At 65.1% G+C, this 26,604-nt stretch carries 26 protein-coding genes; 15 read left to right on the top strand and 11 right to left on the bottom strand.

Features of this window, described 5'->3' with window-relative positions:
* The first annotated feature begins 107 nt into the window (after positions 1–107).
* Together recR and JN280_RS38615 are read left to right on the top strand one after the other, a co-directional pair.
* Positions 108–713, top strand: coding sequence for a recombination mediator RecR (recR, locus tag JN280_RS38620; protein WP_202309417.1), 606 nt, complete (start codon positions 108–110; stop codon positions 711–713).
* A 58-nt stretch (positions 714–771) separates the two neighbouring features.
* Positions 772–2,049, top strand: a complete 1,278-nt coding sequence (locus JN280_RS38615; protein WP_202315322.1) for a lytic murein transglycosylase — start codon at positions 772–774, stop codon at positions 2,047–2,049.
* Between the two features lie 55 nt (positions 2,050–2,104).
* Here JN280_RS38615 and JN280_RS38610 read toward each other — a convergent pair whose 3' ends face one another.
* The gene (locus JN280_RS38610; protein WP_202309416.1) at positions 2,105–3,106 is read right to left on the bottom strand and encodes an LLM class flavin-dependent oxidoreductase; all 1,002 of its coding nucleotides are present in this window, start codon (positions 3,104–3,106) and stop codon (positions 2,105–2,107) included.
* A gap of 207 nt (positions 3,107–3,313) precedes the next feature.
* A complete protein-coding gene (locus JN280_RS38605) occupies positions 3,314–4,354 on the bottom strand; it encodes an LLM class flavin-dependent oxidoreductase (RefSeq protein ID WP_202309415.1) in 1,041 nt (346 codons plus the stop codon).
* Positions 4,355–4,585: 231 nt separating this feature from the next.
* Here JN280_RS38605 and JN280_RS38600 point away from each other — a divergent pair, with 231 nt between their 5' ends.
* Positions 4,586–5,011: a DUF6481 family protein gene (locus JN280_RS38600; protein WP_202309414.1), complete on the top strand. Its 426-nt coding sequence runs from the start codon at positions 4,586–4,588 to the stop codon at positions 5,009–5,011.
* 145 nt (positions 5,012–5,156) lie between these two features.
* Here the strand turns inward: JN280_RS38600 and sugE are convergent, their stop codons facing one another.
* The 3 genes from sugE to JN280_RS38590 all read right to left on the bottom strand — a co-directional run bounded on the left by sugE (position 5,157) and on the right by JN280_RS38590 (position 7,288).
* Positions 5,157–5,471 carry a quaternary ammonium compound efflux SMR transporter SugE gene (gene sugE / locus JN280_RS38595; RefSeq protein WP_202309413.1) on the bottom strand — a complete coding sequence of 105 codons (315 nt, stop codon included), beginning with the start codon at positions 5,469–5,471 and terminating at the stop codon, positions 5,157–5,159.
* A 211-nt stretch (positions 5,472–5,682) separates the two neighbouring features.
* Entirely contained in the window at positions 5,683–5,805 is a 123-nt protein-coding gene (locus tag JN280_RS40080; RefSeq protein ID WP_274609055.1) for a hypothetical protein, read from the bottom strand.
* A 223-nt stretch (positions 5,806–6,028) separates the two neighbouring features.
* Positions 6,029–7,288, bottom strand: a complete 1,260-nt coding sequence (locus JN280_RS38590; RefSeq protein ID WP_202309412.1) for a DNA recombination protein RmuC — start codon at positions 7,286–7,288, stop codon at positions 6,029–6,031.
* 102 nt (positions 7,289–7,390) lie between these two features.
* Between JN280_RS38590 and def the strand changes: the two genes are divergently transcribed.
* Complete coding sequence (def, locus tag JN280_RS38585) at positions 7,391–7,921, top strand: peptide deformylase (protein ID WP_202309411.1); 531 nt, start codon at positions 7,391–7,393, stop codon at positions 7,919–7,921.
* Between the two features lie 203 nt (positions 7,922–8,124).
* Here def and JN280_RS38580 read toward each other — a convergent pair whose 3' ends face one another.
* Both JN280_RS38580 and JN280_RS38575 read right to left on the bottom strand, forming a co-directional pair.
* Positions 8,125–8,967, bottom strand: a complete 843-nt coding sequence (locus JN280_RS38580) for an alpha/beta fold hydrolase (protein WP_202309410.1) — start codon at positions 8,965–8,967, stop codon at positions 8,125–8,127.
* Positions 8,948–9,187, bottom strand: a complete 240-nt coding sequence (locus tag JN280_RS38575; protein ID WP_202309409.1) for a DUF1127 domain-containing protein — start codon at positions 9,185–9,187, stop codon at positions 8,948–8,950. Before JN280_RS38575 ends, JN280_RS38580 begins: the two co-directional genes overlap by 20 nt.
* Before the next feature lie 364 nt (positions 9,188–9,551).
* Here JN280_RS38575 and JN280_RS38570 point away from each other — a divergent pair, with 364 nt between their 5' ends.
* The 5 genes from JN280_RS38570 (at position 9,552) to truA (ending at position 16,519) form a co-directional block, all read left to right on the top strand.
* The gene (locus JN280_RS38570) at positions 9,552–13,226 is read left to right on the top strand and encodes a PAS-domain containing protein (protein ID WP_202309408.1); all 3,675 of its coding nucleotides are present in this window, start codon (positions 9,552–9,554) and stop codon (positions 13,224–13,226) included.
* A 158-nt stretch (positions 13,227–13,384) separates the two neighbouring features.
* The gene (locus JN280_RS38565; RefSeq protein WP_244742718.1) at positions 13,385–14,107 is read left to right on the top strand and encodes a response regulator; all 723 of its coding nucleotides are present in this window, start codon (positions 13,385–13,387) and stop codon (positions 14,105–14,107) included.
* Positions 14,108–14,265: 158 nt separating this feature from the next.
* On the top strand, positions 14,266–15,201 hold the full coding sequence (fmt, locus tag JN280_RS38560) for a methionyl-tRNA formyltransferase (protein WP_202309407.1): 936 nt from the start codon (positions 14,266–14,268) through the stop codon (positions 15,199–15,201).
* On the top strand, positions 15,198–15,698 hold the full coding sequence (locus JN280_RS38555; protein WP_202309406.1) for a GNAT family N-acetyltransferase: 501 nt from the start codon (positions 15,198–15,200) through the stop codon (positions 15,696–15,698). The genes fmt and JN280_RS38555 overlap by 4 nt, the downstream gene beginning before the upstream one ends.
* Before the next feature lie 29 nt (positions 15,699–15,727).
* Positions 15,728–16,519, top strand: coding sequence for a tRNA pseudouridine(38-40) synthase TruA (truA, locus tag JN280_RS38550; RefSeq protein ID WP_202309405.1), 792 nt, complete (start codon positions 15,728–15,730; stop codon positions 16,517–16,519).
* Here truA and JN280_RS38545 read toward each other — a convergent pair.
* Together JN280_RS38545 and dapE are read right to left on the bottom strand one after the other, a co-directional pair.
* Positions 16,465–17,073, bottom strand: a complete 609-nt coding sequence (locus JN280_RS38545; protein ID WP_202309404.1) for a transporter — start codon at positions 17,071–17,073, stop codon at positions 16,465–16,467. The two genes, truA and JN280_RS38545, sit on opposite strands and share 55 nt — an antisense overlap.
* Before the next feature lie 9 nt (positions 17,074–17,082).
* Positions 17,083–18,270, bottom strand: coding sequence for a succinyl-diaminopimelate desuccinylase (gene dapE, locus JN280_RS38540; protein WP_202309403.1), 1,188 nt, complete (start codon positions 18,268–18,270; stop codon positions 17,083–17,085).
* Positions 18,271–18,395: 125 nt separating this feature from the next.
* On the opposite strand from dapE, the gene JN280_RS38535 reads away from it, so the two are divergent.
* The 4 genes from JN280_RS38535 (at position 18,396) to JN280_RS38520 (ending at position 23,718) form a co-directional block, all read left to right on the top strand.
* Positions 18,396–19,448, top strand: coding sequence for a 2-dehydropantoate 2-reductase (locus JN280_RS38535; RefSeq protein ID WP_202309402.1), 1,053 nt, complete (start codon positions 18,396–18,398; stop codon positions 19,446–19,448).
* Between the two features lie 93 nt (positions 19,449–19,541).
* Positions 19,542–20,624, top strand: coding sequence for a substrate-binding domain-containing protein (locus JN280_RS38530; RefSeq protein WP_202309401.1), 1,083 nt, complete (start codon positions 19,542–19,544; stop codon positions 20,622–20,624).
* Between the two features lie 69 nt (positions 20,625–20,693).
* On the top strand, positions 20,694–22,946 hold the full coding sequence (locus JN280_RS38525) for an ABC transporter permease (RefSeq protein ID WP_202309400.1): 2,253 nt from the start codon (positions 20,694–20,696) through the stop codon (positions 22,944–22,946).
* Positions 22,939–23,718 carry an ATP-binding cassette domain-containing protein gene (locus tag JN280_RS38520; RefSeq protein WP_202309399.1) on the top strand — a complete coding sequence of 260 codons (780 nt, stop codon included), beginning with the start codon at positions 22,939–22,941 and terminating at the stop codon, positions 23,716–23,718. Before JN280_RS38525 ends, JN280_RS38520 begins: the two co-directional genes overlap by 8 nt.
* Here JN280_RS38520 and JN280_RS38515 read toward each other — a convergent pair whose 3' ends face one another.
* Together JN280_RS38515 and dapD are read right to left on the bottom strand one after the other, a co-directional pair.
* Positions 23,719–24,084, bottom strand: coding sequence for a DUF805 domain-containing protein (locus JN280_RS38515; protein ID WP_202309398.1), 366 nt, complete (start codon positions 24,082–24,084; stop codon positions 23,719–23,721).
* Between the two features lie 29 nt (positions 24,085–24,113).
* A complete protein-coding gene (gene dapD / locus JN280_RS38510) occupies positions 24,114–24,968 on the bottom strand; it encodes a 2,3,4,5-tetrahydropyridine-2,6-dicarboxylate N-succinyltransferase (RefSeq protein ID WP_202309397.1) in 855 nt (284 codons plus the stop codon).
* Positions 24,969–25,124: 156 nt separating this feature from the next.
* Between dapD and JN280_RS38505 the strand changes: the two genes are divergently transcribed.
* Positions 25,125–25,964: an LOG family protein gene (locus JN280_RS38505; protein ID WP_202309396.1), complete on the top strand. Its 840-nt coding sequence runs from the start codon at positions 25,125–25,127 to the stop codon at positions 25,962–25,964.
* A 122-nt stretch (positions 25,965–26,086) separates the two neighbouring features.
* Positions 26,087–26,599, top strand: coding sequence for a copper chaperone PCu(A)C (locus JN280_RS38500; protein ID WP_202309395.1), 513 nt, complete (start codon positions 26,087–26,089; stop codon positions 26,597–26,599).
* Positions 26,600–26,604: the final 5 nt, after the last annotated feature.

Genomic DNA, 26,604 nt, shown 5'->3' with positions numbered 1-26,604 from the left:
GGAATCGACTGGTTTCGTCGGCCGCGGCGACGCCCGTTTGGCAGCATGCCCCCGTGCCAGGCGGGTCACATGTTCCAAAGCGGCGGGAAAAACCCTAAATCAGCCGCATGTCGAAACGAATCGCCGGCCCCGAGATCGAACGCCTGATCCAGCTCCTCGCCAAGGTGCCGGGCCTGGGACCAAGATCGGCGCGTCGCGCCGCCCTTCACCTCATCAAGAAGAAGGAGCAACTCCTCGCTCCGCTCGCCGCAGCCATGGGTGAGGCGGTGGAGAAGGTGCGGATCTGCTCCCGTTGCGGCAATGTCGACACGATCGATCCCTGCACCTTATGTTCCGATCCGCGCCGCGATCCCGCCACCATCATCGTGGTGGAGGATGTCGCCGACCTCTGGGCGCTGGAGCGGGCAGGGGCGATGAATGTGCGATATCACGTCCTTGGCGGAACCTTGTCGCCCCTGGACGGCGTCGGGCCCGACGACCTGAACATCAAGGGGCTCGTGGCGCGTCTCGCCGAGGGCGAGGTGCGCGAGGTGATCCTGGCCGTCAACGCCACGGTCGAAGGGCAGACGACGGCGCACTATCTCACCGACCAGCTTTCCGCCTTCGACATCAAGGTGACGCGCTTGGCGCATGGCGTGCCGGTGGGCGGCGAGCTCGATTATCTCGACGAGGGCACGCTTGCCGCGGCACTCAAATCGCGGACCGCATTTTGACGCATTCGACAGGCACGGGGGGATGATGGTTATTGCAAAGAAACCTCTTCCTGCCGGCATGTCGAATTGGCCGGTCTTCCTGCGTCGGCATTCGGCCTGGCTTGCCCGCCTGCGCCTGATCGTCGTGTCGTTGAGCGTCGCCATCCTTTGCCCGCTCCCCGCATCGGCGGCCGACGTGAACGCCCTGTTCCGGGCCTGGCTGGCAAATGACCTCTGGCCGGAGGCGAAGTCGCGCGGCATCTCCAAGACCACTTTCGACGCCGCCTTCGCCGGCGTGAGGCCCAATCTCGATCTGCCCGATCTGGTGATGCCGGGCGAGAAGCCGAAGACGCCGAAGAAGCAGCACCAGGCCGAATTCGGCTCGCCCGGCAACTATTTCGCCGAGAAGACCGTGGGTGCCGTGACGTCGGGCGGCCGCGCGCGGGCGGGCAAATATGCGCAGACCCTTGCCGCGGTCGAGAAGCGCTACGGCGTCCCGCGCGGCGTGGTGCTGGCGATCTGGGGGCGCGAATCCGGGTTCGGCACGGCCAGGATTCCCTACGACGCCTTCCAGGTCCTCGGCACCAAGGCGTTCCTGGCGACCCGCAAGGACATGTTCCGCAAGGAGGTGCTGGCGGCGCTCGAGATCGTCGAACGCGGACTGGCGAGCAAGGACATGATGAAGTCCTCCTGGGCGGGCGCGCTCGGCCAGCCGCAGTTCCTGCCGACGTCATTCCTCGAGCATGCCGTCGATTTCGATCGCGACGGCGTACGCGACATCTGGAACTCGGTGCCGGACACGCTGGCTTCGATCGCCAATTACCTCGTGCACTACGGCTGGGTGAAAGGACGAGACTGGGGCTTCGAGGTCACCGTTCCCGATAATGTCTCCTGCGCGCTCGAAGGGCCCGACAAAGGCAAGAAAATCTCGCAATGGGCGGCCGTGGGCATCACCCGCGTGAACGGCAAGCAGTTCCCGTCAAACGAGGCGCGCGCGGAAGGCTATCTTTTGATGCCGGCAGGGCGAAACGGCCCGGCCTTCATCGTCACGCCCAACTTCTACGTGCTCAAGGAATACAATGAGAGCGATCTCTATGCGCTCTTCATCGGCCACGGCGCCGACCGCATCGCACACGGCGACAAGAGTTTCGCGGGGCGCTGGGGCAAGGTCGGCGGCCTCTATCGCTCCGACATAGCCGGGCTGCAGCAGGCGTTGGAGGCCAAGGGCTATGACGTCGGCGGCGCCGACGGTCTGCCCGGCTTCAAGACCCGCCGCTCGATCGGCGACTGGCAGGCCAGCAACGGCCGTGCGCCCACCTGTTTTCCCGACAAGGAGATCGTCGGCGCGCTGCGATGATCATTTCGGCGCGCCGGCGACCGAGGTCGCGTGAATGCGTCGGCATCCACGCGCATCAAGCTGCGTTTGACAGGTCCTTGTGGACCTGCATGAGGATCTCGAAGGAGCGCTTGCGCGCCTCATGGTCGAAGATCTGCGCGGTGACCATCAACTCGTCGGCGCCGGTGCGTTGCACGAAATCCTGAATTCCGCGCGCGACCGTCCCGGGCGCACCGACCACCGCGCATGAGAGCGCCTGGCCGAGCATGGCGCGTGCCATCGGATCGAGCCCGCTCTCATAGTCCTCGACCGGGGGCGGCAGCTTGCCGGGCCGGCCGGTGCGCAGATTGACGAAGGCCTGCTGAAGCGAGGAGAACAGCAGCCGCGCCTCGGTGTCGGTGTCGGCGGCGAAGACGTTGAGCCCGAGCATGACATAGGGCTTGGACAATTGCTCGGACGGCTGGAACCGTGAGCGATAGATGTCCAGTGCGTTGTGAAGCTCGGCCGGCGCGAAATGCGAGGCGAAGGCGTAGGGCAGCCCGAGGATCGCGGCGAGCTGCGCGCCGTAGGTGCTGGAGCCGAGGATCCAGATCGGCACGTCCTGACCTTCGCCGGGCACGGCGCGGATGCGCTGGTCGGGGCCGGCAGGCGCGAACCAGGCCATCAGTTCGGTCACGTCCTGCGGAAAGCTGTCGACGCCGGCATCCAGATTGCGCCTGAGCGCGCGGGCGGTCGCCATGTCCGTGCCCGGCGCCCGTCCCAGGCCGAGATCGATGCGGCCGGGATGGAGCGCGGCCAGCGTGCCGAATTGCTCGGCGATGACGAGCGGGGCGTGGTTGGGCAGCATGATGCCGCCCGCTCCGACGCGGATGGAGGAGGTGCCGGCCGCGACGTGTCCGATCACCACGGCGGTCGCGGCGCTGGCGATCCCGGGCATGTTGTGGTGTTCGGCAAGCCAGTAGCGCTTGTAGCCCAGCCGCTCCACATGGCGGGCGAGATCCAGCGTGTTCCCCAGCGACCGCGAAACGTCGCTGCCTTCGGCGACGGGCGCAAGATCGAGCACTGACAGTTCGGCCATGCCTTGGGCTCCAGGATTTGTTGTCGTGGACGCCGCCTCTCGGGCAAGCCGGTGCCGGCATCCTGTTCCTCGGAGCCATATAGGAGGCGGATCATCCGGCCGCAAACGCTGGACCTATGAAGCGGTGCCGCTTGGCTGGCCGCTCCTCGTCGTGCGCGGCAGATCGGCCGCGGTGGTGAAAACGGCTTGTTGGCCGGATGTCCGCTCTCAGGCGGTTTGCTTCCTGGTCGCCGCCTTGCGCACCAGCGGAGCGACCTTCGTGCCGTAGAGCTCGATGCCCTTCATGATCTTGTCGTGCGGCATGGTGCCGATCGCCATTTGCAGCAGGAACCGGTCGTTCTTGAAGATCTCGTGATGGGCGACGATCTTTTCCGCAACCGTCTCCGGATCGCCCACGAACAGGGCCCCGCGAGGCCCCCGGGACTGGTCGAAATGCTCCCGGCTCGTCGGTCCCCAGCCCCTCTCGCGTCCGATCCGGTTCATCACCTCGGCCTGCGGCCCATAGAAGCCGTCGGCCGCCTGTTCGGTCGTCTCGGCGATGAAGCCATGGACATTGATGCTGGTGGCGAGCTTCGCGGGATCGTTGCCGGCGCGGCGCGCGGCTTCCCGATAGAGCTCGAAGAAGGGCGCGAAGCGGACGGGCTCGCCGCCGATGATGGCGAGCGCCAGCGGCAGGGAGAGCTGCGCGGCGCGCACCACCGATTGCGGCGTGCCGCCCACGGCGACCCAGATCGGCAGCTTCTCCTGACAAGGACGCGGATAGACGCCTCGCCCGTTGATCGGCGCGCGCAGCGTGCCCGACCAGGTCACTTTCTCCGCGTCGCGGATTTTCAGCAGCAGGTCGAGCTTCTCTGCGAACAGCGTGTCGTAGTCGTTGAGATCATAGCCGAAGAGCGGGAAGGACTCGATGAAGGAGCCGCGTCCGGCCATGATCTCGGCGCGGCCGCCGGACAACAGGTCGAGGGTCGCGAACTGCTGGAACACGCGGACCGGATCGTCGGAGGAAAGGACCGAGACCGCGCTGGTGAGCCTGATGTTCCTGGTGTGCTCGGCCGCCGCCGCCAGGGCCACCGCCGGCGCCGAGGCGACATAGTCGGGACGGTGATGCTCGCCGAGACCGAAGACGTCGAGGCCGACCTCGTCGGCAAGCCTGATCTCCTCCACGAGGTTGCGCAGCCGCTGATGCGGACTCACGCCCTGTCCCGGAACCGGGCTGACATCCGCGAATGTGTAGAGACCGAGTTGCATGATGCCGTCCCGAATTTCTGTCGTGTGCGGTACAGTTAGCCGCACCGCCGGAGCGCTTCCAGAGGCTGTCGAGTGAACAGTGCATATCGGTTTGCTTGCCGATCCGGCCCGGGGCTGCGCGTTTCCGTCGCGCCACAGCCGCATTTTTCATGACAGATTTGCCGTTTTGGCGCTTGAACTCCGTGGCTCCGTAAGTATGTAAACGGCGCAGAACGACCACAGGGCATAAAATTGGCAGTGTACAGGGAAAAGGACTTTCACGAGCGCCGCAACGCGGCAAACGACGCCAAGAAGGCGCTTCTCGATAAATTCAAGGCCAGGCCGGCGGCGGACGATCCGCAGGTGCTGGCAAGGCAGGCGGAACGCAAGGCGATTCTGGAAGCTCGAGCCCTCCGCGAAGCCGAGAAGGAACGGCTGAAGCAGGAAAGGCTGGCGCGCGAGGCCAAGGAGCGTGCGGAGCGCGAGGCCATAGAGGCCGAGGCGCGCCGCATCGCCGAGGAGGCTGCGCGCGACGAAGCGAGGCTGCGCGAGGCCGAAGAGAACGAGCGTATCGCGCGCGTTCTCGCCGACGAGGCCGAGCGGAAGGCCAAGCGCGACGCGCGCTATGCCGCGCGCAAGGCGCGGGTCGGCCGACAGCCGCCGAAGCCCTTCGTCTGACATTCCGGTCCATGATGGCCGGCAGGGGCGTGGCTCGAGCCGCGCCCCTGCCGTTCTGCGTGCCGGCTTCGGGACAGCGACTGATTGGACCGTGCCGTGAGGCACGATCATGGCCCATGCGGCCGCAATCAGCGGGATGCTGCCGCTACGCGACGAGTTTCAGGCCGACGATCCCCGCAACGATCAGCGCGATGCAGGCCAGCCTTACCGCCGTCGCGGGCTCGCCGAGCAGGAAGATGCCGAGCAGGGCCGTGCCGACCGTGCCGATGCCGGTCCAGATGGCATAGGCGGTTCCGACCGGCAGGGTCTTCAGGGCCAGGCCGAGCAAGCCGAGGCTGATGATCATGGAAACCACGGTCAGAACCGTCGGCATCGGCCTCGTGAAACCATCGGTGTATTTGAGGCCGATCGCCCAGCCGATCTCGAAAAGTCCCGCAAAGAAAAGGTAGGTCCACGCCATGGAACGCTCCGTTGGTGGCGGGTCGTCCCTGCCGGTTATTTGGGGGAATGCAAGGTCGTCCTTGCGAGGTCTTACTTAGACTGTCAGTCGGGAAAGTCAATCTTCCGCATCGGCCCGAAATCCTGCGCGATCGTCGAGAAGTTACACAACGCATATGTCCGGCCGCGGACGGCCGGACGAGCCGCGGCTCGGACGATCTCGAAGGGCGCTGCTACTTTTCCTTGATCCTCATCGCCTTCACGGGCGCCGCCTTGATGGCGGGGGCCGCGGGCTTCTTTGCGTCCTTCTTGGGCTTGCGTGCTTCCTTGGGCGCCTTCATCTGACCTTTTGCCATGGTTCGCTCCTCCGGATGGTGGCCATGAAATGAAACGCGAAGTCCCGGGATGTTCAAGAGGCGGTTTGCATCGGCATCGCCGGTCCATGCCGAAAACTGCTTGAGGACCTACGGCGGCCGCCGCAGTCGCGGCGAAGAGGTCAAGATGGCGGCGCATTCCGGTTCGACAAAGGTCATCTGCATGGCGCTGGCGGCTGCATCGCCGCACGAGAACTGATCCTTTTCAGGCCTCGTCGCCGTCCACGACGCGCAGCCGCAACTGCCCGGTTCGCGACTCCGCGGCTCGTGCCGTCACGCCGTTCTCGCCGTCAGCCGCAGCATCTGCCGGATCGGCGCGATCGCCGCCCAGTTCGAGCGCCTCGATCTTCCGGCTCCGTCTGGTGACCTTGCCTGTCGAAACGAGGATATCGTCGATGTCCTTGCCCGCCTGGCCGAAATGGACCTGCAGCTTGCGCACCCTTTCGTCGAGCCGGGCGACGTCCTCCATCAGGCGGGCCACTTCGCCCTGGATCAGATGCGCCTGCTCGCGCATGCGCGCGTCTTTCAGGATCGTCTGGATGACCTGGATCGACAGCATCAACAGCGACGGCGAGACGATGACGATCCGCGACCGGTGGGCGCGCTGGACGATCGCCTCGAAGTTCTCGTGGATCTCGGCGAACACGGATTCGGAAGGCACGAACATGAAGGCCGTGTCCTGCGTTTCGCCCGGGATCAGATATTTGTCGGCGATATCGCGGATATGGACCTCGATGTCCCGCCGGAACGCCTGGCCGGCCACCCGCCGTGCGTCGGCGCTCTCGGCCGCGCGGATCGCATTCCACGCTTCGAGCGGGAACTTCGCATCGATCGCCAGCGACGGCGTTTCGTTGGGCATTCTGATGAGGCAGTCGGGCCGGCTGCCGTTGGACAGGGTCGGCTGGAACTCATAGGCGCCATGCGCCAGCCCGTCGGCAACGATGGCCTCCATGCGCGCCTGGCCGAAGGCACCGCGCGCCTGTTTGTTGGACAGGATAGCCTGGAGTTGCACGACCTGTCCGGCGAGCGACTGGATGTTGCCCTGGGCCGTGTCGATCACCGCCAGCCGCTCCTGCAGCTTCGCGAGACTCTCGTGGGTCGAGCGCGTCTGGTCGGCCATGGTCTGGCCGATGCGGCCGGTCATCGCATCGAGCCGCTGGCCGATCGCCTGGGTGAGCTCGGCCTGACGTGCGCCGAACACATCCGCGATCGCGCCCATGCGTCCCTGCATTTCCGACTGGGCCTGCAGGATGGCGGTCATGCGGGCTTCAGTGTCGCGCGCATGCTCGGCCGCCTCCTCCGCCACGGCTGCGCGGCCGCGGGACGACCGCCATAACGCGATGATCAGGACGAGGAAGAACAGAATGAAGAGTCCGGCTCCAAGCCCCAACGCCTGGCCAAGCGTGACCGTCGTCGCGCCGAGGCGGGCGACGGGTTCGGCCAGGAGGCTCGTCAGTTCGTTCATGTCGTGAACATAACCGATTCGGCCTGCTGAAACAGATCAGAACATGAACATGCGGCGGCACGGCCGGTTGACGCCTCCAGTGCGACATCATAGGTGAGGCGCATGACGATCAAGCCTCTTATTCTTCTGCCCGATCCGTTGCTCCGCCAGGTTTCCAGGCCGGTGGAGCGCGTCGACGATACGCTGCGCAAATTCGCCGGCGACATGCTGGAGACCATGTATGATGCGCCGGGCATAGGGCTTGCAGCGATACAGGTGGGCGAGCCGATCCGGATGCTGGTCATCGACCTTGCCAAGGAGGGCGAGGAGAAGGCTCCGCATATCTTCGTCAATCCTGAGATCGTCGAGCGCTCCGACGAGCGCTCGGTCTATGAAGAGGGATGCCTGTCCATTCCGGATTACTATGCCGAAGTCGAGCGGCCTGCCGTGGTCAAGGTCAGATATGTCGACGGCGACGGCAAGGAGCAGGAGATCACGGCTGACGGACTGATGGCGACCTGCCTGCAGCATGAGATCGACCATCTGAACGGCGTGCTGTTCATAGACCATATCTCGAAGCTGAAGCGCGACATGGTCGTCAAGAAATTCAAGAAGCTCGCCAGGGACAAGGCGCCGAAGCGGATGGTTGGATAGGCCATCGGCCTGCCGCCGGAACCTGCAACACGACAAGATCGACCTTTGGAGCACGCGACCGCGAGGCCCGTGCCCGTCGGCGCGAAAGCCAGGCGGCCCGGAGGGGCAGCGCCGGCAGTCGAGGGTCCCGTGGATGCCGCAGCATCCACGACGGGTGGATGCTTCGGCGCCCACTGGAAACCGACATCCACTGCCTTTTGATGTCAGGCTGCGCGGTCCCGGACGGGCCAGCCGAGCCCGTCGGCCATTCCGAGATGCACGCCGATCATGGGATCGATGATGTGCGGATCGGTCAGCGGCGCCATGTGGCCCGCCTCCGAAATCATCATCAGGCGCGCTCCATTGATCGTTTCCGCTACCATCTCGGTGACGCGAAGGCTGGCGACGGGGCTTTCCAGTCCCATGACGACAAGCGTCGGACAGCGGATGTCGCTCCAGTGCGCGGCCGACCGGTTCAATGCAAGCGATCCCAGGAGATCCCGCGCGACATGCTCTGCCTGTCGCGCAAGGACTTTCCTGAGGCCGGCGCCGGTTCTGCTCCAGGCGCCGTCGCCATACCAGAAATCGACATAGGCCTGCATCCCCGCCTCGGGACATCCCGCAGCGGTCAAGGCAGCCATCCGCCCGGCAAGGTCGGAAAGCTCGCTGAACAGTTCCAGATCGGAACCGTCGCCGTCCCGCAGGAGATGGAAGGCCATCGGTTCGATCAATGTCAGGCTGCGCACGAGACCCGGTCGCACCGCCGCGATTTCCAGGGCGACGGCCGCGCCGAGCCCATGCCCGACCACATGCATCGACACGCTGGTTCCCAGCATCGCTCCGACCACGCGGTCGGCGATATCAGCGAGGTTGCGCGACCCATGCAGGCACGCCATGCCATAGCCCGGCAGATCCGGCGCGATCACCCGGTAGCGACCGCGAAGGTAGTCGGCGAGCCCCTTCCATTGCGCACCCGAACTCGCCGACGCGTGCAATGCCAGGACAGGCGGATGCGGGTCGGCGACGACCGGATGGAGGGCGATCGGTTCAAAAGCAGATGCTGTCATGGCTGCGCCTCCGCTGACCCGGCGACCCGTAGGCGATCGAAACGATCTCGGATCGGGTTATGCCGATGTCCTTCAATTCATGGTCATTGAGTTCCGAGAGCTTCAACATGGTGAGGCGGCGTGCCCTGTACGAGCGAAACGCGCGCCAGGCGGCGACCACTGATGCGGCCAGAATTTTGCCGATGCCGCCGTTGATCGGTTCGGATGCCAAAGTAGACATGTCAGTGCTCCGTTGGTTGATGTCGCCCAATCGACGACACTGTGAGGTTTAGCTCACGCATGTTTCGTGAGTTTTTCTGTTCTGGTGCGTTATTGCTTCGTTTGTTTCAGTCCTGGTATCAATGACAGCTGAACCTTCGTGGCGGTCGACTGGGTCTTGGGCCAGGCATTCGGCGGCAGGAGGGTCGGTATTGTGCAGGGATGCCGGAACCGGCGGCGGGGCGAGCGAGCCGCTGAGGCTGTCCTGTCAGTCTCATCGTCTCGACGGATGGTGAAACGGCTGAAACAAAACAGCGAGTGCCCGAAACGCTCTCGATACAAGCGAGACCTAATTTAGCGGTTGCAACTATATCGCGGTGGCCACCATGCACACGGGATATGCTCTTTTCGACAGCGACGGCCTGTTGGTCGACGCCGATCCGGAGACAGCCGGCACGATCAGAAAGTCTGGTCGCGGCAAGTCACCGAGAAACGTCGCGTCGGTCGTCGGTGGGCTCCTTGCCCGCTTCAAGAGTTTCGACGGGCTCGCTGTCGAGCCGACCGAGGACTTCATCGAGCGAGCGGCGGCGCGCTGGCGGCTGGACCAGCCGCCCATCGAGGCGGAGACCCTCGACGGGCACTGGAAACTACTGACGAGACACCCACGGCCGCATGGTGGGTCGGCCCTGGTGACCGTCGACATCACCGAAATGAAGCGCGCCCAGATTGCTCATGCGGAAAATGCCGAGATCTTCCGCTGCATAACGGATAGCCACCCTCTGCCTGTGTGGGTCGTCGATGAAGAAAGCAGCGAAATCCTCTATGAAAGCCTGGACGCTTCGAACCTGCTTGGCCGCGCCTGGCGGCCGCGTGAACGCCAGTATCTGACCGACTACTGCATCGATCAGGGCGAGTTCGACGCCGTTCGGTCGCGGGCGGGCGACAAGGACATCGTCCGCGACCAGGAAATCCAGTTCCGCCGCACCAACGGCTCGACCGCGTGGTGTTCAGCCAATTGCAGGCGCGGCATCTACCGTGCGCGCCCGGCGCTGATCATCGGGGTTCTGGACATCACGGAACGCAAGCGGCGCGAGGATCTGTTCGGTTTCCTGATCAAGAACCATCCGTTGCCGGTCTGGATGATCGATGCCGTCACGGGTGAAGTCATCTATCAAAGCAACATGGCCGAGCGGCTGTTGGGGCGCGAAGGCAAGGCCGGCGACAAGCCGCACCGTTTCGCCGATTATTTTGTCGATCGTGGCCAATATGTCGAGATTGCCCGCGAACTGCTGCGGGAGGGCGCGGTCGAGAATTGCGAAGCGCTGCTGAGGCCGCCGGACGGAGAAGAGTTCTGGGCAGTCGGCAACCTGAAGATCGTCGAAGTCCAGGGCCGGCACGTGGTTCTGGCCGGCATTGCCGACGTGACGCGGCAGAAGAAGCGCGCCGGTGAGGTCGCGCTCGCCCGCGAAATGCTTGCCGATGCCATCGCGTCGCTTTCCGAAGGATTTGCGCTCTATGACGACGACGATCGTCTGGTCATCTGCAACAGCCTCTATCGTCAGATGAACCATCCGCTGGAAGCCATGCTCGAGCCGGGCATGAAATGGACCGACCTTCTCCGGGAGACAGCGCGCCGCGGCCTCTATCCTGACGCGATGGGCCGTGAGGACGAATGGCTCGAAGAACGCATGCGCAACCGCAGGGAACTCCCGGGCCGCTTCGAGGTGGATCTCGGCAACGGCCGGTGGCATGCGATCTCCATCCATCACACCGATCTCGGCGGCTTCGTGGTGACGCGGGCCGACATCAGCGAAAGCAAGAGAGCCGAGGCTGCCGAGCGCGAGGCGACCGCGCTTATGCAGAAAGTGCTCGATGCCTGTCCGTCGCCGACGCGGATGTCGACGGTCGAAGGGGAGACCCTCTACCGCAATCCGGCCAGCAGGGAGCTCTACGGCGATCGTCCGCAGCTCAGCGACTATTATGTCGACCCGGACGACCGCAAGACACTGATCCGCGTGCTGCTCGACAAGGGCAGAATCGACGACTTCCGGGCGCGGCAATACGATGCCGACGACAATATCTTCTGGGGGTCGATCTCGGCGCGGCTGATCGATTTCCAGGGCCGGCGGGTGATCGTCTCCAACACGACCGACATCGACGACATGATCGGCGCGAGGGAGCAGACCCGGCAGGCGAATGAGCGTTTGACCGATGCGATCGAGTCGCTGGCCGAGGGCTTTGCGCTTTACGACAAGGACGATCGCCTCGTCCTTGCGAACAGTCAGTACCGGAAGATGCACGCCATGAGTGCCGACGTTCTCGTCCCTGGCGTGAACTGGTTTGATTTCCTGCGGGTCACGGCGGAGCGCAACCAGTTCCCGGTTCCATCAGACAAGATCGACGAATGGCTGGCCGAAAGGGCGAAGGACCGTCGTGAATTCCGCCAGCAGGAATTCCAGCATACCGACGGCGGCTGGTTCTTCGTTTCGAACTGTCCGACGCGTGACGGCGGCTTCGTCGTGACGCGGGTCGACATCACCCAACGCAAGAAGGCGGAACTGGCAGCCAAGGAGGCCGACGAACTGGTCCGCAAGGTGCTGGAGGCTTGCCCGGTCAACATCCAGATGACGCGCGCCCATGACGGAAAGCTGCTCTATCGCAGCCCCGCGGCCGAGGAACTGCACGGCGATGCAGCCAGCGCGCTTGAATATTACGTCGATCCGCTCGCCCGGCAGCACTATGTGGAGCGGCTGCTGAAGGAAGGGGCCGTCGACGAATTCGAAACCCAGTTGCGGCGCAGGAATGGTGAGGCGTGCTGGTGCTCGATTTCGTCCCGCCTCATCGACTTCAAGGGCGAGAAGGTCATCGTCTCGCATACCTACGACCTGACCGACCGTATCGAGATGCAGCAGGAACTGGAACGCCAGCGCGAGACGCTTCACCAGAACGAGAAGATGTCGGCGCTGGGGGGGCTGCTGGCGGGAGTGGCGCACGAGCTCAACAACCCGTTGTCGATCGTGCTCGGCATGTCGCTGATGCTGAAGGAGACTGCGACGGACGCGAAGACGGCCGAGAGGGCCGACAAGATCTGCAGGGCCGCGGAGCGTTGCGCCCGCATCGTCAGGACCTTTCTGGCGATGGCCAGGCAGCAGCCCGCCCAGACCTCGAATGTGGCGATCGCCGATGTCGTCGCCGCAGCCATCGAGGTGGCGGGATATGCGATCAGGTCTTCCGACATCGAGCTGTCGGTCCGCCACCAGCCGGGACTTCCGCCGATCTGGGCCGATCCCGACCAGTTGAGCCAGGTCCTGATCAATCTGCTCGTCAATGCCGAACAGGCCCTGCACGACTGGGAGGGCCGCAGGAGGATATCGGTCTCGACGAAGCTTCGGCCAAGGAGCGGTTGCGTCGTCGTCAAGATCGCCGACACGGGGCCTGGGATCCCGAAGGACATACTGCCGCGCATCTTCGAGCCCTTCTTCACGACGAAGGATGTCGGGGCGGGCACGGGGATCGGGCTGTCGTTCTGTCACCGTATCGTCCAGTCCCACGGGGGAACCATAAAGGTGGAGACGTCAGAAGGCGGCGGATCGGCCTTCGTTGTTTCGTTGCCCGCCTCGGATAGGGGCGAGGCGGCAAGCGAGGTCGCGCGAACGGAGCTGGCGGCTCCCACCGGTCTCGCCTGCCTGGTGGTGGATGACGAGAAGGAGGTCGGCGACCTCATTGCCGAGGTCCTGTCGAATGACGGCTTCCGTGTGACGGTAGCCCGTTCAGGCGAGGAGGCCCTGGCGCAATTGGGTCGACGATCGTTTGCCCTGATACTGAGCGACCTGAAGATGCCGAACATGGATGGCCGTCGCCTGTTCCGGCACATTTCCGATTACCATCCCGCCGAACTCGACAGGCTCGCCTTCCTGACCGGCGACACGATCAGCCCGGACGCGCAGGGTTTCCTGCGCGCAACCAGATGTCCCTATTTGGAGAAGCCCGTGAAACCCGCAGAACTCCGTCTCTTCGTTTCCAAAATCGTCAATATGCATGTCGCAGGAGAGGAGTGTTGACTCATCGCCCCGCTTCACGGAAGCTCGCTGCCAGCCTGAGACAAGAGTTTGGCCTCAATCCGCCGGGCGGTCCTCGGAGCGCGCCGGCAGGCGCCAGCGCCGGGGAAAGTCCCTCGTCCAGGCTTCGTGCAAGCCGGTACAGGCTTCAGGATCGCTCGTTGGACAGAGCTTTGACCGCCAAGGCCCACATCGTCGTCTGCGATGACGAGCCGGATCTTCGCGCCACCGTGGCGGAGTATCTGGAGCGCAACGGCTATGCCGTCACGCCGGCGGACGGCGGTCCGGCCCTGCGCGCGATCGTCGGCGCCCAACAGGTCGATGTGGTGGTCCTGGATATCCGGATGCCCGGAGAGGATGGCCTCTCCCTCGCTCGCTACCTGCGCGAGCATTCCGACCTGGCCATCATCATGCTGACCGGTTCCGCAGGGGTGATCGACCGGGTGGTCGGTCTGGAGATCGGCGCCGACGACTACATCGCCAAGCCGGTGGACCTGCGCGAACTGCTGGCCCGCATCAAGGCAGTGCTGCGGCGGACCTCGGGGCGGGAACGAGCCGCTCAGGTGACGGAAAGCCAGCCGCGCCATCAGGCCCAGTTCGGCACATGCCGTTTCGATCCCGAGGCGCATAAGCTCTTCGACGCCGAGGGACGCGAGATCGCGATTACGCCGATGGAGTTTCAGCTTCTCAAGGTGTTCGCCGAGCATCGCGGACGGATACTGAACCGCGATCAGCTTCTCGAACTCGCGCATGATCGCGGCTGGGACCCCTTCGACCGCAGCATAGACATACGGATTTCCCGCCTGCGCAAGAAGATCGAGGCGGATCCGTCCAAGCCGGAAGTGATCAGGACGATCCGCGGCGTGGGGTATCTCTACAGTTGAAGGCTCGAACCGGCGGACCGGAGTGGGGTTCCCTGAATCTCGCCCAAGACCAGCATGGCTGGACGGGGTTGACCTGGGGCGCGTAAAGCCGTTTGAAGCGCGCAGCGCGTGCCGATGGTGCGGCCGGCGCCAAGCAGGACCTGAGGCCGGACCCGACGATGCCCCTTCGTGTTATCTTCATGGGAACCCCCGATTTCTCGGTTGCGACGCTGCGTGCCGTGGCCGAAGCGGGCCATGAGGTCGTGGCCGTCTACACGCAGCCGCCGCGACCGGCTGGACGGCGAGGGCTCGAACTGACTTCGTCGCCGGTGCAGCGCGAGGCGGAGCGGCTGGGTATCGTGGTGCGCGTTCCGGTCTCGCTGAAGGGCGAGGTCGAGCAATCTGCCTTCCGCGCGCTCGATGCCGACGTGGCGGTGGTCGTTGCCTATGGGCTGCTTCTGCCGCTGCCCATCCTCGAGGGAACGCGGCTCGGCGCCTATAACGGCCATGCCTCGCTGCTGCCGCGCTGGCGCGGCGCGGCACCTATCCAGCGGGCGATCATGGCGGGCGATCGCGAGACCGGCATGATGGTGATGAAGATGGAAGCCGGCCTCGACACCGGGCCGGTGGCGATGACCGAGAAGGTGACGATCGGCGCAGACATGACATCAGGCGAACTGCACGACGTGTTGAGGGACGTGGGCGCGAAGCTCATGGTGAGGGCGCTGGCGGATCTGGAGGCGGGCACGCTCCCGCTGGTGCCGCAATCCGGCGAGGGCGTGACCTATGCCCGCAAGATCGACAAGGCCGAGACACGGATAGACTGGAACTTGCCGGCCGAACTGGTGCATGATCGCATCCGCGGCCTCGCCCCCGCGCCGGGGGCGTGGTGCGAAGTGGAGATCGGCGGACGGACGGAGCGGCTGAAACTGCTCGGCTCGACGCGAGCGGAAGGAAAGGGCGCCCCCGGCGAGATCCTCGACGAGCGCCTGACCATCGGCTGTGCGACCGGCGCCGTGCGGCTGACGTCGGTGCAGCGGGCCGGAGGCAAGGCGATCGGCGCGGAGGAGTTCCTGCGTGGAGCCAAGCTCGGCAAAGGAGCGAGGTTGACATGAAGGGTCTGACGATACGCTTGGCGGAAGAACGGGATCGCGACGTGATCCGTGACGTGGAAGCGAGTGCTTTCGGCGGGATGGGCGAGGCCATCCTCGTAGACAGCCTCGTCGCGGCCAACGACGCGGTGCTGGAACTGGTCGCCGAGCGCGAAGGTGAGATCATCGGCCATATCTTGTTCTCGCGCGTCTTCGTCGAAGCCGGCAAAGATCGTTTTCCGGGGGTTGCCCTTGCGCCGGCGGCCGTCGTGCCCGACTGGCAGGGCAAGGGCGTCGGCCGCGCGCTGATCGACCATGCGCACAAGCGGCTTCGGGCGTCTGGCGAAAAGCTCTCGATCGTGCTCGGCGATCCCGCCTATTATGGTCGCTTCGGATACGAGCATGGGCGTGCGGCCGGCTTCGCCAGCACCTATCAATGCGAGGCGCTGCAGGCGATCGCCTGGGGCGAAGCGCCTGAAACCGGTAAGCTCGTCTACGCCACGCCCTTTGGCGCGCTCTGAAACCACTCAAGCACAGCCTTTTCCCGCCGATGCCGCGTTACCGCCTCGACATCGAATATGACGGCACTGCCTATGCCGGCTGGCAGAGGCAGGCCGGACAGCACTCCGTGCAGGCCGCGATCGAGCAGGCGATCCGGGGTTTCTCGCGGGACGAGGTGTCGCTGCGCGGCGCCGGCCGCACCGATGCCGGGGTCCATGCAACTGGGCAGGTGGCCCATGTCGACCTCTTGAAGGAGTGGCCGGCCGAGACGGTCCGCGATGCGTTGAACGCGCATCTGGGCATGGCCGGCGAGCGCGTGGCGATCCTCGCCGCGGCGCGCGTCGGCGACGACTTCGATGCGCGTTTCTCGGCCGTGGGGCGGCATTACCTCTACCGCATTGCCAACCGGCGCGCCCCGCTGGCGCTCGATAGGAACAAGGCGTGGTGGGTGCCCAAGCCGCTCGATGCCGAGGCAATGCACCAGGCGGCGCAGGTCCTCGTCGGCCGTCACGACTTCACAACTTTCCGCTCGGCGCATTGCCAGGCCAAGAGCCCGGTGAGGACCCTCGACCGCCTCGACGTGACGCGTTCGGGCGTGATGATCGAGATCCGCGCCTCGGCCAGGTCCTTCCTCCACAACCAGGTGCGCTCGATGGTCGGGACGCTGAAGCGGGCCGGCGAGGGCGCCTGGACGGTGGCGGACGTCCAGGCGGCGCTCGAGGCATGCGACCGGGCCGCCTGTGCCGGCCTTGCGCCGCCGGAGGGCCTCTATCTCGTCCAGGTGGACTATACCGGCGCCTCGAGTGGCGGCGTGACACCGAGCGCCGTCTGGAGCGCGTAGAGGACGACCAGCGACGCCATGAGCATGCCGGCGAAGACAGCGGTTGCCGGGCCGGGACCTCTGTTCAGCGTTGCGTTGGTCAGCCGCCAGGTGAAGACCAGGGAGAGCAGCAGCAGCGCCACCGAGATCAGCGAGGCTGCATCGCCGGCGGCGGGAAAGATCAGCCGCAGCATGGCGGGCGGCATCATCATCCAGGCGACGATGGCCGAAGCCCAGTTGCTGGCCACGACGTAGTGGACGAAGCGGGGCCGAATCCCGATGGGCTTCGCGGCGATGGCGAGGCCGACCAGCGGCAGCACCCAGGCGCAGAAATCGATGACGGCGATGCGCGGGATCAAGGCGATGCGCTCGCCATAGAGATCCGCTCCGGGATAGAGGTCGGCCGCGAAACTCGTCCAACTCACCAGCAGCGCCGGCAGGGCGACGATCATGGCGAAAAATGAGTTCCAGAAGCCGTCGGCCGAAAGGTCGAGCAGGCGCAGCCCGTCCGCCTTGCCCATCATCAGCCGCCAGGCTCCGGAAAGACTGCTCTGGATTTCGTTCGCCGCAAGCATGGTGGGATTCTAGCCGAACCAATCCTGAAGGAAACGCTGATAGATCTGCGTCAGCATTTCGAGATCGCAGAGCGCGACGCGCTCGTCGACCATATGCATGGTCTTGCCGACGAGGCCGAATTCCACGACCGGGCAGAAATCCTTGATGAAGCGCGCATCCGAGGTGCCGCCCGAGGTCGAGAGCGACGGCGTGCGGCCGGTCACCGCCGCGACCGAGGCGGAGAGCGCGTCGATCAGCCTGTCGTCGCGGGTGAGGAAGACATGGCTCGGCCTGTCGCGCCAGACGAGTTCGTAGTCGATCCGATCCTTGCGTCCGGGCCGCAGCTTTCGGTGGCCGGCGGCCCGGTCGAGCCGGTTGTGGATTTCCGCCTGGATCGTCTCTGCCGTCCAGCTGTCGTTGAAGCGGATATTGAAGGCGGCCGTGGCCTTGGCCGGGATGACGTTCGTCGCCGGGTTGCCGACGTCGATCGTGGTGACTTCCAGGTTGGTCGGCTGGAAGTCGCGGGTTCCCTCGTCGAAGGCAGGCGCCAGCAAGGCGTCGACCAGTGTGACCAGACCGCGCACCGGATTGTCGGCGAGATGCGGATAGGCGGCGTGGCCCTGGCGGCCATTGACGGTGACGATCCCTGACACCGAACCGCGTCGGCCGATCTTGATCATGTCGCCGAGTGCTTCGGGGTTGGTCGGCTCGCCGACGATCGCGGCATCCCAGCTTTCGCCTTTTTCCGCCGCCCAGCCGAGTAGCTTCGACGTCCCGTTGATGGCCGGGCCTTCCTCGTCGCCGGTGATGAGGAAGGAGACCGAGCCCCTGGGCTTGCCGTGTTCGGCGACATGGCGCGCCACTGCGGCGAGGAAGCAGGCGATGCCGCCTTTCATGTCGACCGCGCCGCGTCCGTACATTTCGCCATTGGCGATTTCGGCCGCGAAAGGCGGGTGCGTCCATGACGCCTCGTCGCCGACCGGCACGACGTCGGTATGCCCGGCGAACATCAGATGCGGGCCGTTGCCCGAAAGGCGTGCGTAGAGGTTCTCGATGTCGGGCGTGCCGTCCTCGGAAAAGACCGGGCGTTCCACCGCGAAGCCGAGCGGCCGCAACAGCCCTTCAAGCGCGGCAAGCGCGCCGCCTTCGGCCGGCGTCACCGACGGGCAGCGGATCAGGGTAGCGAGGTTGGCGGCGGGATCGACGGGCAGGCTCATGGCGGCGATGGATAGTCGAATCGGCAGGACCTGTCACGTGGCCAGCAACGGGCCGACGATTGGCATTCAGCCGATGGTTGACGCGATTGTGATGCCATGCGGTGATGGAGGGCGAGGGCGACGACATGTTCGAGACCAGGATGCCGGTGACGATCGCGGGTGCGGGCAGCATCGGTTGCTACGCGGGAGGCTGCCTGGCGCTCACGGGCCGTAACGTGACCTTGCTCGCTCGCCCTCGCCTGGTGACGGCGATCCAAAGGGAAGGCTTGCTTGTTGTCGATCTCGACGGTCGTCGCCGAAAGGTCGCGTCCGGGACGGTGAGCGTGACCGACGACCCTGCCTTGGCGCTGCGCGATGCAGGAATCGTGCTGGTCACGGTCAAGAGCGGAGCGACGGAAGAGATGGCGGGGCTGATCGCCGCCCATGCGCGGCCCGACGCGATCGTGCTCAGCCTGCAGAACGGCGTCCGCAACGGCGAGGTCCTGCGGTCGCGGCTCGGCGCCGGTCGCGTTGTTCTTGCAGGCATGGTGCCGTTCAACGTGGTCCAGTCGATCGACGGGGCCGGTGCGCCATCGTTCCATAGAACCACGAGCGGACGCTGCCTGATCGAGGCGGGCGTTCCCGATCTTGCCGGCTTCCTCGATGTCGAGGGTTTCCCCGTCGGAGAAAGCGACGACATGACAGCCGTGCTCTGGGGCAAGCTGCTGCTCAATCTGAACAATGCGTTGAACGCCTTGTCCGGCCTGCCTCTTGCCACCCAGCTTGCCGATCGGCGCTGGCGGCTACTGCTGGCGGACCAGATCGCCGAGGCGCTGGCGGTGATGCGCAAGGCGGGCATCAAGCCGGCGCGGGCCGGAGGGCCGACGCCCGCGCTGCTGCCGGTCGTGCTGCGCCTGCCCGACATCCTGTTCGGCCTGCTCGCGCGGCGCATGCTGGCCGTCGATCCCAGGGCGCGGTCGTCCATGTGGGACGATCTCGAACGCGGACAGCCGACCGAGATCGACGAGTTCCAGGGCGCGATCGTGCATCTGGCGATGGCCTCGGGCGCCGACGCTCCGCTGTCGCGCAGCATCGCGGCGCTGGTGCGCGCCGCAGAGGCGAAAGGCGAGGGGCCGCCCGGGCTGGCGCCCGAGGACGTCCGCGCGGCCGGGGACGCTATTTACCTCGGTCGGGTTTAGGCAGAATATCCCCTTGCGGGAAGAAGCATTCGGTCCCCCTGAACAAATGCGCCCGAACGGCTTCCGACCCGTTGGTTGCAAGGGAGGAAAATCATGCGACGTATTTTCCCGCTCGCGGCGAGCGCCGCGGCGTTGTTGCTCGGCGTTCCGTGCGCCTTCGCGCAGTCCGGCAGCGTCGAGAAGGCCGTCGGCGGCTACAATTTTGAAGAAGCAGCAAAGGAGGACGCCGGCACCAAGGACTTCCATTCGGCAGATGGCCATCTCACTTTCGCCATCGTGACGCATACTGCCGGCAATGGCTTCTTCGATCCGGTCTATGTCGGCGCGAGAGTCGCCGGCGACCTGATCGGCGCCAAGATCCTGCTGCTCGGCTCGGAATCGCCGACCGACGACCCGGCCCGCGAGATCGAGATCCTGAACCAGATCGTGCAGGACCCGACGATCGACGGGCTGATCATGACGACGCCCCAGGTCGGCGCCTACAACGACATCGTCAAGACCGCCGAGGCGAAAGGCATCCCTGTCGCCACGACCAATTCCTTCGACGGCACCATCCTCAATCGCAGCGGCATCGGCCATACCGGCCAGGACGCGTCCGCTGCCGCGATCGCGGGCGAGGCGCTCGTCAAGTGCCTGGCGGAGAAGGGCATCGAGAAGGGTTCGATCGTGTTTCCCTCGTCGACGGCCATGGGCAACATCGAAGTCAACAACCGCGTGATGTCGGCATTCAACGCGGTCGTCAAGGGCCTGAAGGATGCCGGCAAGCTCGAGAATTTCAAGGTCGATGCGGGTCCGGAGAACACGGGGATCGACACCAATCCGAACGATCCGGTGAGCGGCATCGTGACGCTGTTCGAATCGCGCGGTGACGTCGTCGGCGCTTTCGCGGGCAACAACGTGTTCACGCCGGCGCTCGTCAAGGCGGTCGCCCAGACCGGAATGACCGGCAAGATCTGCGCTTACGGCTTCGACCTCGGCCCGGCCCAGCAGGACGCGTTGAAGAGCGGCGACCTGACCGGTGCGCTTGGGCAGCAGCCCTTCCTGCAGGGGTTCTGGCCGGTCATGCAGCTCTATCTGCAGATCGACCGTGGAATCTCGGCGGCCAATCTCGACACGCGCGCACAACTGGTGACGAAGGAGACCGTCGGCAACGTCGGCAAGCGCTTCGAGAACTGATCTTTCTCGGACGTTTCGGATCGACGCGGGAGGGTGAGCCCTCCCGCAGTGCCACCTGGAGCGAGAGAAATGCGGGCTGACGCGACCACACGGCCAGGCCGCGCACCGTCCCAGCTCGTCGGCGGCTGGGAGGCGGGGCTTCTCGCGCTGCTTTTGCTGCTCTATCTCGGCGGCGCCTTCGTCAATCCGGCTTTCTTCGGGTCGACGGAGGCCTTTCATGCGCTGCTCCGCGACACCTCGCGGGTTGCCATCATCGCGGTTGGAATGACCTTCGTCATCGTCAACAAGGATCTCGACCTCTCGGTCGGCTCCACCTATGGCCTGGTCGCGGTCGTTTTCGCCAGGCTGTTCGCGCCGAACTTTCTCGATCTCGACGTGGTCACTTCGGTGATTCTCTGCGTGCTTCTGGGTACGGTGATCGGCTTCGCCAACGGCGTGCTCGTCACCATCCTGAAAGTGCCGGCGTTCATCGCCACGCTGACGATGCTTTTCATCGGCCGCGGCTTCGTGCTCGCGCTCACCCACGGCCAGGCCATCTACTATCCCGCCAAGGCGAAGGACCATCCGTTCTTCTTTCACCTCGGCGAGGCGAATGTCTTCGGCTTCAACAACCAGATTCTGATCTTCGCCACCGTTGCCGTGATTGGCGCTTATGTGCTCGCCAAGACCCGCTGGGGCTACGAGACCTTCGCGACGGGCGGCAACGAGCAGGCGGCGGTCTATGCCGGCATTTCGACGCGGTGGGTGCGTATCCGCGCTTATCTGATCTCCTCGCTCTGCGCCACCCTCGCCGGCCTCCTGTCGGCGACCCAGGACAAGGGCGTGACCCCCCTCTACGGTGTCAGCGGCGAGCTGACCGTCATTGCCGCGGTGATCATCGGCGGCACCTCGATCCTCGGCGGCCGCGGTCGCATTGCCGGGTCCTGTCTCGGCGCCCTGCTCGTCGTGCTCCTCGACAAGGTGCTTCGCGAGGGTTGGCCGATCACGCGCATGATCAGGATCGGCGACGAGGAGGTGGCGGTCAACGCGATCTACTCCCTACCGGTGGGTGCGGTGCCGGTCTTCCTCGGGCTGCTCCTCGTGGTCGCCGTGCTCATCGAGCCCCATCTCATTCGCCGCCAGATCGTGACGCGGTTCTGGGCCTGGCTCCGCGGCATGCCGCCGCCACCCGTCTATGAGATCGGCGGCGTTGCCCTCGAGGGCGTCCAGACCAAGGGGGCGATGGCGATGGACATGGCGCTGTCGGCGACCGGGCCCGGGAAGTTCCTTGCCCGGCGGGATTCACTGGCCATCATCCTGACTGTCTTGCTGTGGTTGGCAGGCCTCGCCCTCAGGCCCGATTATTGGTGGAACCTGTCCAACACCTTCGCGATCCTGCTCAACTACACCGAACTGGCGCTGATCACGATCGGGCTCACCTACGTCATCGCAGCCGGCGACATCGACCTGTCGGTCGGGGCCGTTCTGGCATTGGCCGGGAGCACGGCGGCCTATTTCCTGAAGGTTCTGGGCGCCGATCCGCTCACCGCGGTCACCATGGGATTGCTCGCCGGAATGGCCGCCGGTTTCGTCAATGCCGTCGTCACGGTCGGCTTCAAACTGCCGGCCTTTATCGCCACGCTTGGCATGTACTACGTCGCTCGCGGCCTCGCCGCGTGGTTTGTGGCCGGCCAGCAGCTTACCGGCTGGCCGGAAGGCTACAACCTGCTCGGCCGCAAGGTGAACGACATCCTGCTTCACTTCCGCATGTCGCTTCCCGACGGGATTGTCCGCACGATAGCCGAAGTCGTCAGCGTCCAGACGATCTGGATGCTTCTCGTCGCCCTGATCGCCGGGGTCGTGCTGGCCTATGCGCCGTTCGGACAGAAGGTCTATGCAACGGGCGGCAACATCCGCGCCGCCGCCTATGCCGGGATCAACACCAACCGGGTACGCTTCGTCTCGCTCATGCTGGCAGCACTCTGCGCGACCATGGCGGGGATCATCAATGTCGCCTATTTTCGCAGCTTCAATCCGGTCGCCGGCCAGTTCCGCGAACTCGACGCCATCGCCTCGGTCATCATCGGCGGCGGGTCGATCTTCGGCGGCTATGGCACGGTGATCGGCGCGCTCGCGGGCGCGGCGGTGATCACGCTCGTGCGCGCACTCCTGCAGCTCAATGTGCAGGGCTTCAGCATGCCGCAGCACTGGATCAACGTCTTCATCGGCGTCATCCTCATCGTGGCGGTGCTGATCGACATTTGGGTGCGCCAGGCTAACATCTTCGCACGCCTGCGAACGCGCCTCGCAAGAGCACGGACACCGGAAGCTGCCGATGCGTGAGACACAACCCGAGCCGATCGTGGAAATGCGGGGTATCGAAAAAGCCTTTGGGGCCGTGCAGGCGCTCTGCAAGGTCGACCTCCGGCTCTATCCGGGCGAGATTCTCGGCCTGGTCGGCGACAACTCGGCCGGCAAGTCGACGCTCATGAAGATCCTCACCGGCGCCTATCAACGCGATGCCGGCGAGATCTTCGTCGCCGGGCAACCGGTGCAGTTCAAGAGCCCGCATGAGAGCCGCGACGCCGGCATCGAGATGATCTACCAGGATTTCGCTCTTTGCGGGAACATGGACGTTGGCCAGAACATCTTTCTCGGCCGCTGGCCTCTCAAAGGTCTCTTCGTCGACCGGCGCAAGATGTATGCACAAGCGGACAGCGTGCTGAAACGGCTCAAGGTCGACGTGAATTCCGTCTATCAGAAGGTGGAGAGCCTGTCGGGCGGGCGCCAGCAATCCGTGGCGATCGCCCGCGCGATCTCGTTCGGCCCGCGCGTCGTGATCCTCGACGAACCGACCGCCAATCTCTCGGTAATGGCGACCGAGCGGCTGCTCGAGACCATGCTGGAACTCAAGAAGCAGGGCGTGGCTCAGATCATCATCTCACACCGGCTCGTCGACATTTTCGCCGTGGGCGACCGGGTCATGGTGCTGAAGCGAGGCGAGAATGTCGGCGACCGCTATGTCAGGGACACCGACGAGCACGAGGTCCTCGAGATCATCGTCTCCGGTACGCGAGAACGTGCACTTACAGCCGATCAGGCAAGAGGGACATGATCAGGCGGCAGCGTTCGGACGTGTCCCGTAGCGATTGGCGCCGGGGTCGCCGGGGATGAAGCTGAGGATGAGGACCAGCACGATCCCCGCGACGAGCGAAATGAGACCCCAAAAGCCCGACTTGCCGAAGTCGTGGAACCGCTTTGCGGCAAGCGCGATATTGGCCCACAGAGACATCAGCGCCGCGATGAAGAAGGCGAGCGCCCAAAGCTGCGCCTCGGAGCTTTCCGGCGGCACCAGTGTGAAGCGATGGAGCAGGAATGCCTGGATGAGCACGACCAGCAGGCTCGCAAGGAAATAGGCCGCGCGGCTGACGCGGCCCGGGAAGCGGAAGAACAGCCAGACGAGTTGTGACGGGTCGGGCACGCGGATCGCATCCGTTGGTTCGCGGGACGTCAGTCCCTGAGGAGTTCGTTGATCGACGTCTTCGAGCGGGTCTTCTCGTCGACGCGCTTGACGATCACGGCGCAATAGAGGCTGGGGCCGGGTTCGCCATTGGGCAGCGGCTTGCCGGGCAGGGCGCCGGCGACCACGACCGAATGCGGCGGTACTTCGCCGTAGAAGATCTCGCCCGTCGTCCGGTCGACGATCTTGGTCGACTTGCCGATGAAGACGCCCATGCCGAGCACGGAGCCTTCACGCACGATGCAGCCCTCGACCACCTCGGATCGGGCGCCGATGAAGCAATTGTCCTCGATGATCGTCGGACCGGCCTGCATAGGCTCCAGCACGCCGCCGATGCCGACGCCGCCGGACAGATGCACATTCTTGCCGATCTGGGCGCAGGAACCCACCGTCACCCAGGTATCGACCATCGTGCCGGTGTCGACATAGGCGCCGAGATTGACGAAGGACGGCATCAGGATCGCGCCCGGAGCGACATAGGCCGAACGGCGCACGACGCAGTTCGGCACGGCGCGAAAACCGGCCTTCTCGAAGTCGACCGCGCCCCAGCCGTCGAACTTCGACGGCACCTTGTCCCACCAGACGGACTGGCCGGGACCGCCGGCGATGACCTCCATCGGGTTGAGCCGGAAGGAAAGCAGCACCGCCTTCTTCAGCCACTGATTGACTTGCCACTGGCCGTCGGCGCGCCGCTCGGCGACGCGCGCCTCGCCGCGGTCGAGCAGGCCGAGCGCGGTCTCGACCGCGTCGCGCACTTCGCCGCGCGTGGCAGTGGACACGGCCTCGCGGTCCTCGAAAGCCTTGTCGATCGTCCTCTTGAGGCTGGCAAGGTCGGGCTTCGGCATCAGGGGCCTCCATTTGACGTCGTGTTAAGGGGTGGGGCATAGGGTTCTTGCGAACACATGGCCTCAAATCGGCGCGGACCCTATGTCAAGGCTGGTTGAGGGTCAATCAGGGCCGTGCCGGGGACGGTGCGGCGATACGATGGGATCGGGAGTATCATGAATCCGATGGAAAAGGCGGGATGGACCCCGCTGCCGCACTCGGACGAGGATCTTGAGCGGGCAAGGAAAACCCCGTCCACGCCTCAGACGCAATCTCCTACCTATCGGCTCGCCTGGAACGACGAAGAGTTCATGACGCAGCGCGAGTTGCGTGCGGTGCGTCTGCAACTCGAACTGCTGAAGCCCGAGATGATACTCGCCGAACGCGGCATTCGTTCGACCGTGGTCATGTTCGGCGGCGCCCGCCTGCCGGAGCCGGGCGGCGAGGCCTGGGCGGCCAAGACCGAGACCCAGCGGCGAAACCTGCTCGTGAACAGCAAATATTACGACGAGGCGCGCCAATTCGCGCGGCTATGCTCACAGCACTCGGCCGCTTCCTATTATCGGGAATTTGTGGTGGTGACCGGCGGCGGACCAGGCGTGATGGAGGCTGGAAACAGGGGCGCGGCCGATGTCGGCGCGCCGTCGATCGGCCTCAACATCGTATTGCCGCACGAGCAGGCGCCGAACCCCTATGTGACGCCGGAACTCTGCTTCAACTTCCACTATTTTGCGATCCGCAAGATGCATTTCGTGATGCGGGCCAAGGCGGTGGCGGTGTTCCCCGGCGGTTTCGGCACGCTCGACGAGTTCTTCGAGACGCTGACCCTGATCCAGACCGGCCGGATGGAGCGGGTGCCGGTGATCCTGTTCGGCAAGGCGTTCTGGGAACGCGCCCTGGACCTCGATTTCCTGATGGAGCAAGGCACGATTTCGCCCGGCGACCAGGACATCATCGACTATGCCGAGACGGCCGACGAGGCCTGGGACATCATCAGCCGGTTCTACAAGCTCTGATTGCGGCCGCCTCGCGCGGCGTTCGATCACTGTGCTCGGATGACGCATGGTGCTCGCCTGGAAAGTGCCGCAAGCTGTCCATAGCTGTTGCCGCGAGGACGACGCTTCTGGTGCGAGGATAGATGAGCAACCGACTTTCCCTGCAGTTCGCCGCCGCGGTGGCGCTGACCATCATCGCCGTATTGACCGCCTATTCCGGCAGGGCCCGCGCCGACGAGGCGAAGTCCGCAGCGGTCGGCGATATCGAGATATCGGCGGGCTGGGCCCGGGCGATGCTGCCCGGCCAGCCGTCAGGCGGCGGCTATCTGACGATCACCAACAAGGGGAGCGAGGACGACCGGCTCCTCGCCGCCGCGTCGCCAACGGCGGCGAAGGTCGAGGTCCATAAGATGGAGGTCGTCAACGACGTCATGGTCATGCGTCCGGTCGAAGGCGGCCTGGAAATCCCGGCCGGCGCGGCGGTGGAGCTGAAGCCTGGCGGGTTGCACCTGATGTTCCTTCGGGTCTCGACACCATTCAAGGATGGGAGCAGCGTGCCGCTCTCGTTGGAGTTCGAGAAGGCCGGCAAGATCGACATCTCGCTGCCCGTGCGCAAGCCCGGCGACGACCATTCAAATCACGACACGTCGAACTGAACGCC

The organism is Mesorhizobium sp. L-8-10, assembly GCF_016756635.1.
In the GTDB taxonomy this organism is placed as follows: domain Bacteria; phylum Pseudomonadota; class Alphaproteobacteria; order Rhizobiales; family Rhizobiaceae.
This window is presented reverse-complemented; position numbering and strand designations above follow the sequence as displayed.

Excerpts from the sequence above, each read along its gene's own strand:
- recR (WP_202309417.1), top strand. The coding sequence starts at position 108 with ATGTCGAAACGAATCGCCGGCCCCGAGATCGAACGCCTGATCCAGCTC.
- JN280_RS38615 (WP_202315322.1), top strand. The coding sequence starts at position 772 with ATGTCGAATTGGCCGGTCTTCCTGCGTCGGCATTCGGCCTGGCTTGCC.
- JN280_RS38610 (WP_202309416.1), bottom strand. The coding sequence starts at position 3,106 with ATGGCCGAACTGTCAGTGCTCGATCTTGCGCCCGTCGCCGAAGGCAGC.
- JN280_RS38605 (WP_202309415.1), bottom strand. The coding sequence starts at position 4,354 with ATGCAACTCGGTCTCTACACATTCGCGGATGTCAGCCCGGTTCCGGGA.
- sugE (WP_202309413.1), bottom strand. The coding sequence starts at position 5,471 with ATGGCGTGGACCTACCTTTTCTTTGCGGGACTTTTCGAGATCGGCTGG.
- JN280_RS40080 (WP_274609055.1), bottom strand. The coding sequence starts at position 5,805 with ATGGCAAAAGGTCAGATGAAGGCGCCCAAGGAAGCACGCAAGCCCAAG.
- JN280_RS38590 (WP_202309412.1), bottom strand. The coding sequence starts at position 7,288 with ATGAACGAACTGACGAGCCTCCTGGCCGAACCCGTCGCCCGCCTCGGC.
- def (WP_202309411.1), top strand. The coding sequence starts at position 7,391 with ATGACGATCAAGCCTCTTATTCTTCTGCCCGATCCGTTGCTCCGCCAG.
- JN280_RS38580 (WP_202309410.1), bottom strand. The coding sequence starts at position 8,967 with ATGACAGCATCTGCTTTTGAACCGATCGCCCTCCATCCGGTCGTCGCC.
- JN280_RS38575 (WP_202309409.1), bottom strand. The coding sequence starts at position 9,187 with ATGTCTACTTTGGCATCCGAACCGATCAACGGCGGCATCGGCAAAATT.
- JN280_RS38570 (WP_202309408.1), top strand. The coding sequence starts at position 9,552 with ATGCACACGGGATATGCTCTTTTCGACAGCGACGGCCTGTTGGTCGAC.
- fmt (WP_202309407.1), top strand. The coding sequence starts at position 14,266 with ATGCCCCTTCGTGTTATCTTCATGGGAACCCCCGATTTCTCGGTTGCG.
- JN280_RS38555 (WP_202309406.1), top strand. The coding sequence starts at position 15,198 with ATGAAGGGTCTGACGATACGCTTGGCGGAAGAACGGGATCGCGACGTG.
- truA (WP_202309405.1), top strand. The coding sequence starts at position 15,728 with ATGCCGCGTTACCGCCTCGACATCGAATATGACGGCACTGCCTATGCC.
- JN280_RS38545 (WP_202309404.1), bottom strand. The coding sequence starts at position 17,073 with ATGCTTGCGGCGAACGAAATCCAGAGCAGTCTTTCCGGAGCCTGGCGG.
- dapE (WP_202309403.1), bottom strand. The coding sequence starts at position 18,270 with ATGAGCCTGCCCGTCGATCCCGCCGCCAACCTCGCTACCCTGATCCGC.
- JN280_RS38535 (WP_202309402.1), top strand. The coding sequence starts at position 18,396 with ATGTTCGAGACCAGGATGCCGGTGACGATCGCGGGTGCGGGCAGCATC.
- JN280_RS38530 (WP_202309401.1), top strand. The coding sequence starts at position 19,542 with ATGCGACGTATTTTCCCGCTCGCGGCGAGCGCCGCGGCGTTGTTGCTC.
- JN280_RS38525 (WP_202309400.1), top strand. The coding sequence starts at position 20,694 with ATGCGGGCTGACGCGACCACACGGCCAGGCCGCGCACCGTCCCAGCTC.
- JN280_RS38520 (WP_202309399.1), top strand. The coding sequence starts at position 22,939 with ATGCGTGAGACACAACCCGAGCCGATCGTGGAAATGCGGGGTATCGAA.
- dapD (WP_202309397.1), bottom strand. The coding sequence starts at position 24,968 with ATGCCGAAGCCCGACCTTGCCAGCCTCAAGAGGACGATCGACAAGGCT.
- JN280_RS38505 (WP_202309396.1), top strand. The coding sequence starts at position 25,125 with ATGAATCCGATGGAAAAGGCGGGATGGACCCCGCTGCCGCACTCGGAC.
- JN280_RS38500 (WP_202309395.1), top strand. The coding sequence starts at position 26,087 with ATGAGCAACCGACTTTCCCTGCAGTTCGCCGCCGCGGTGGCGCTGACC.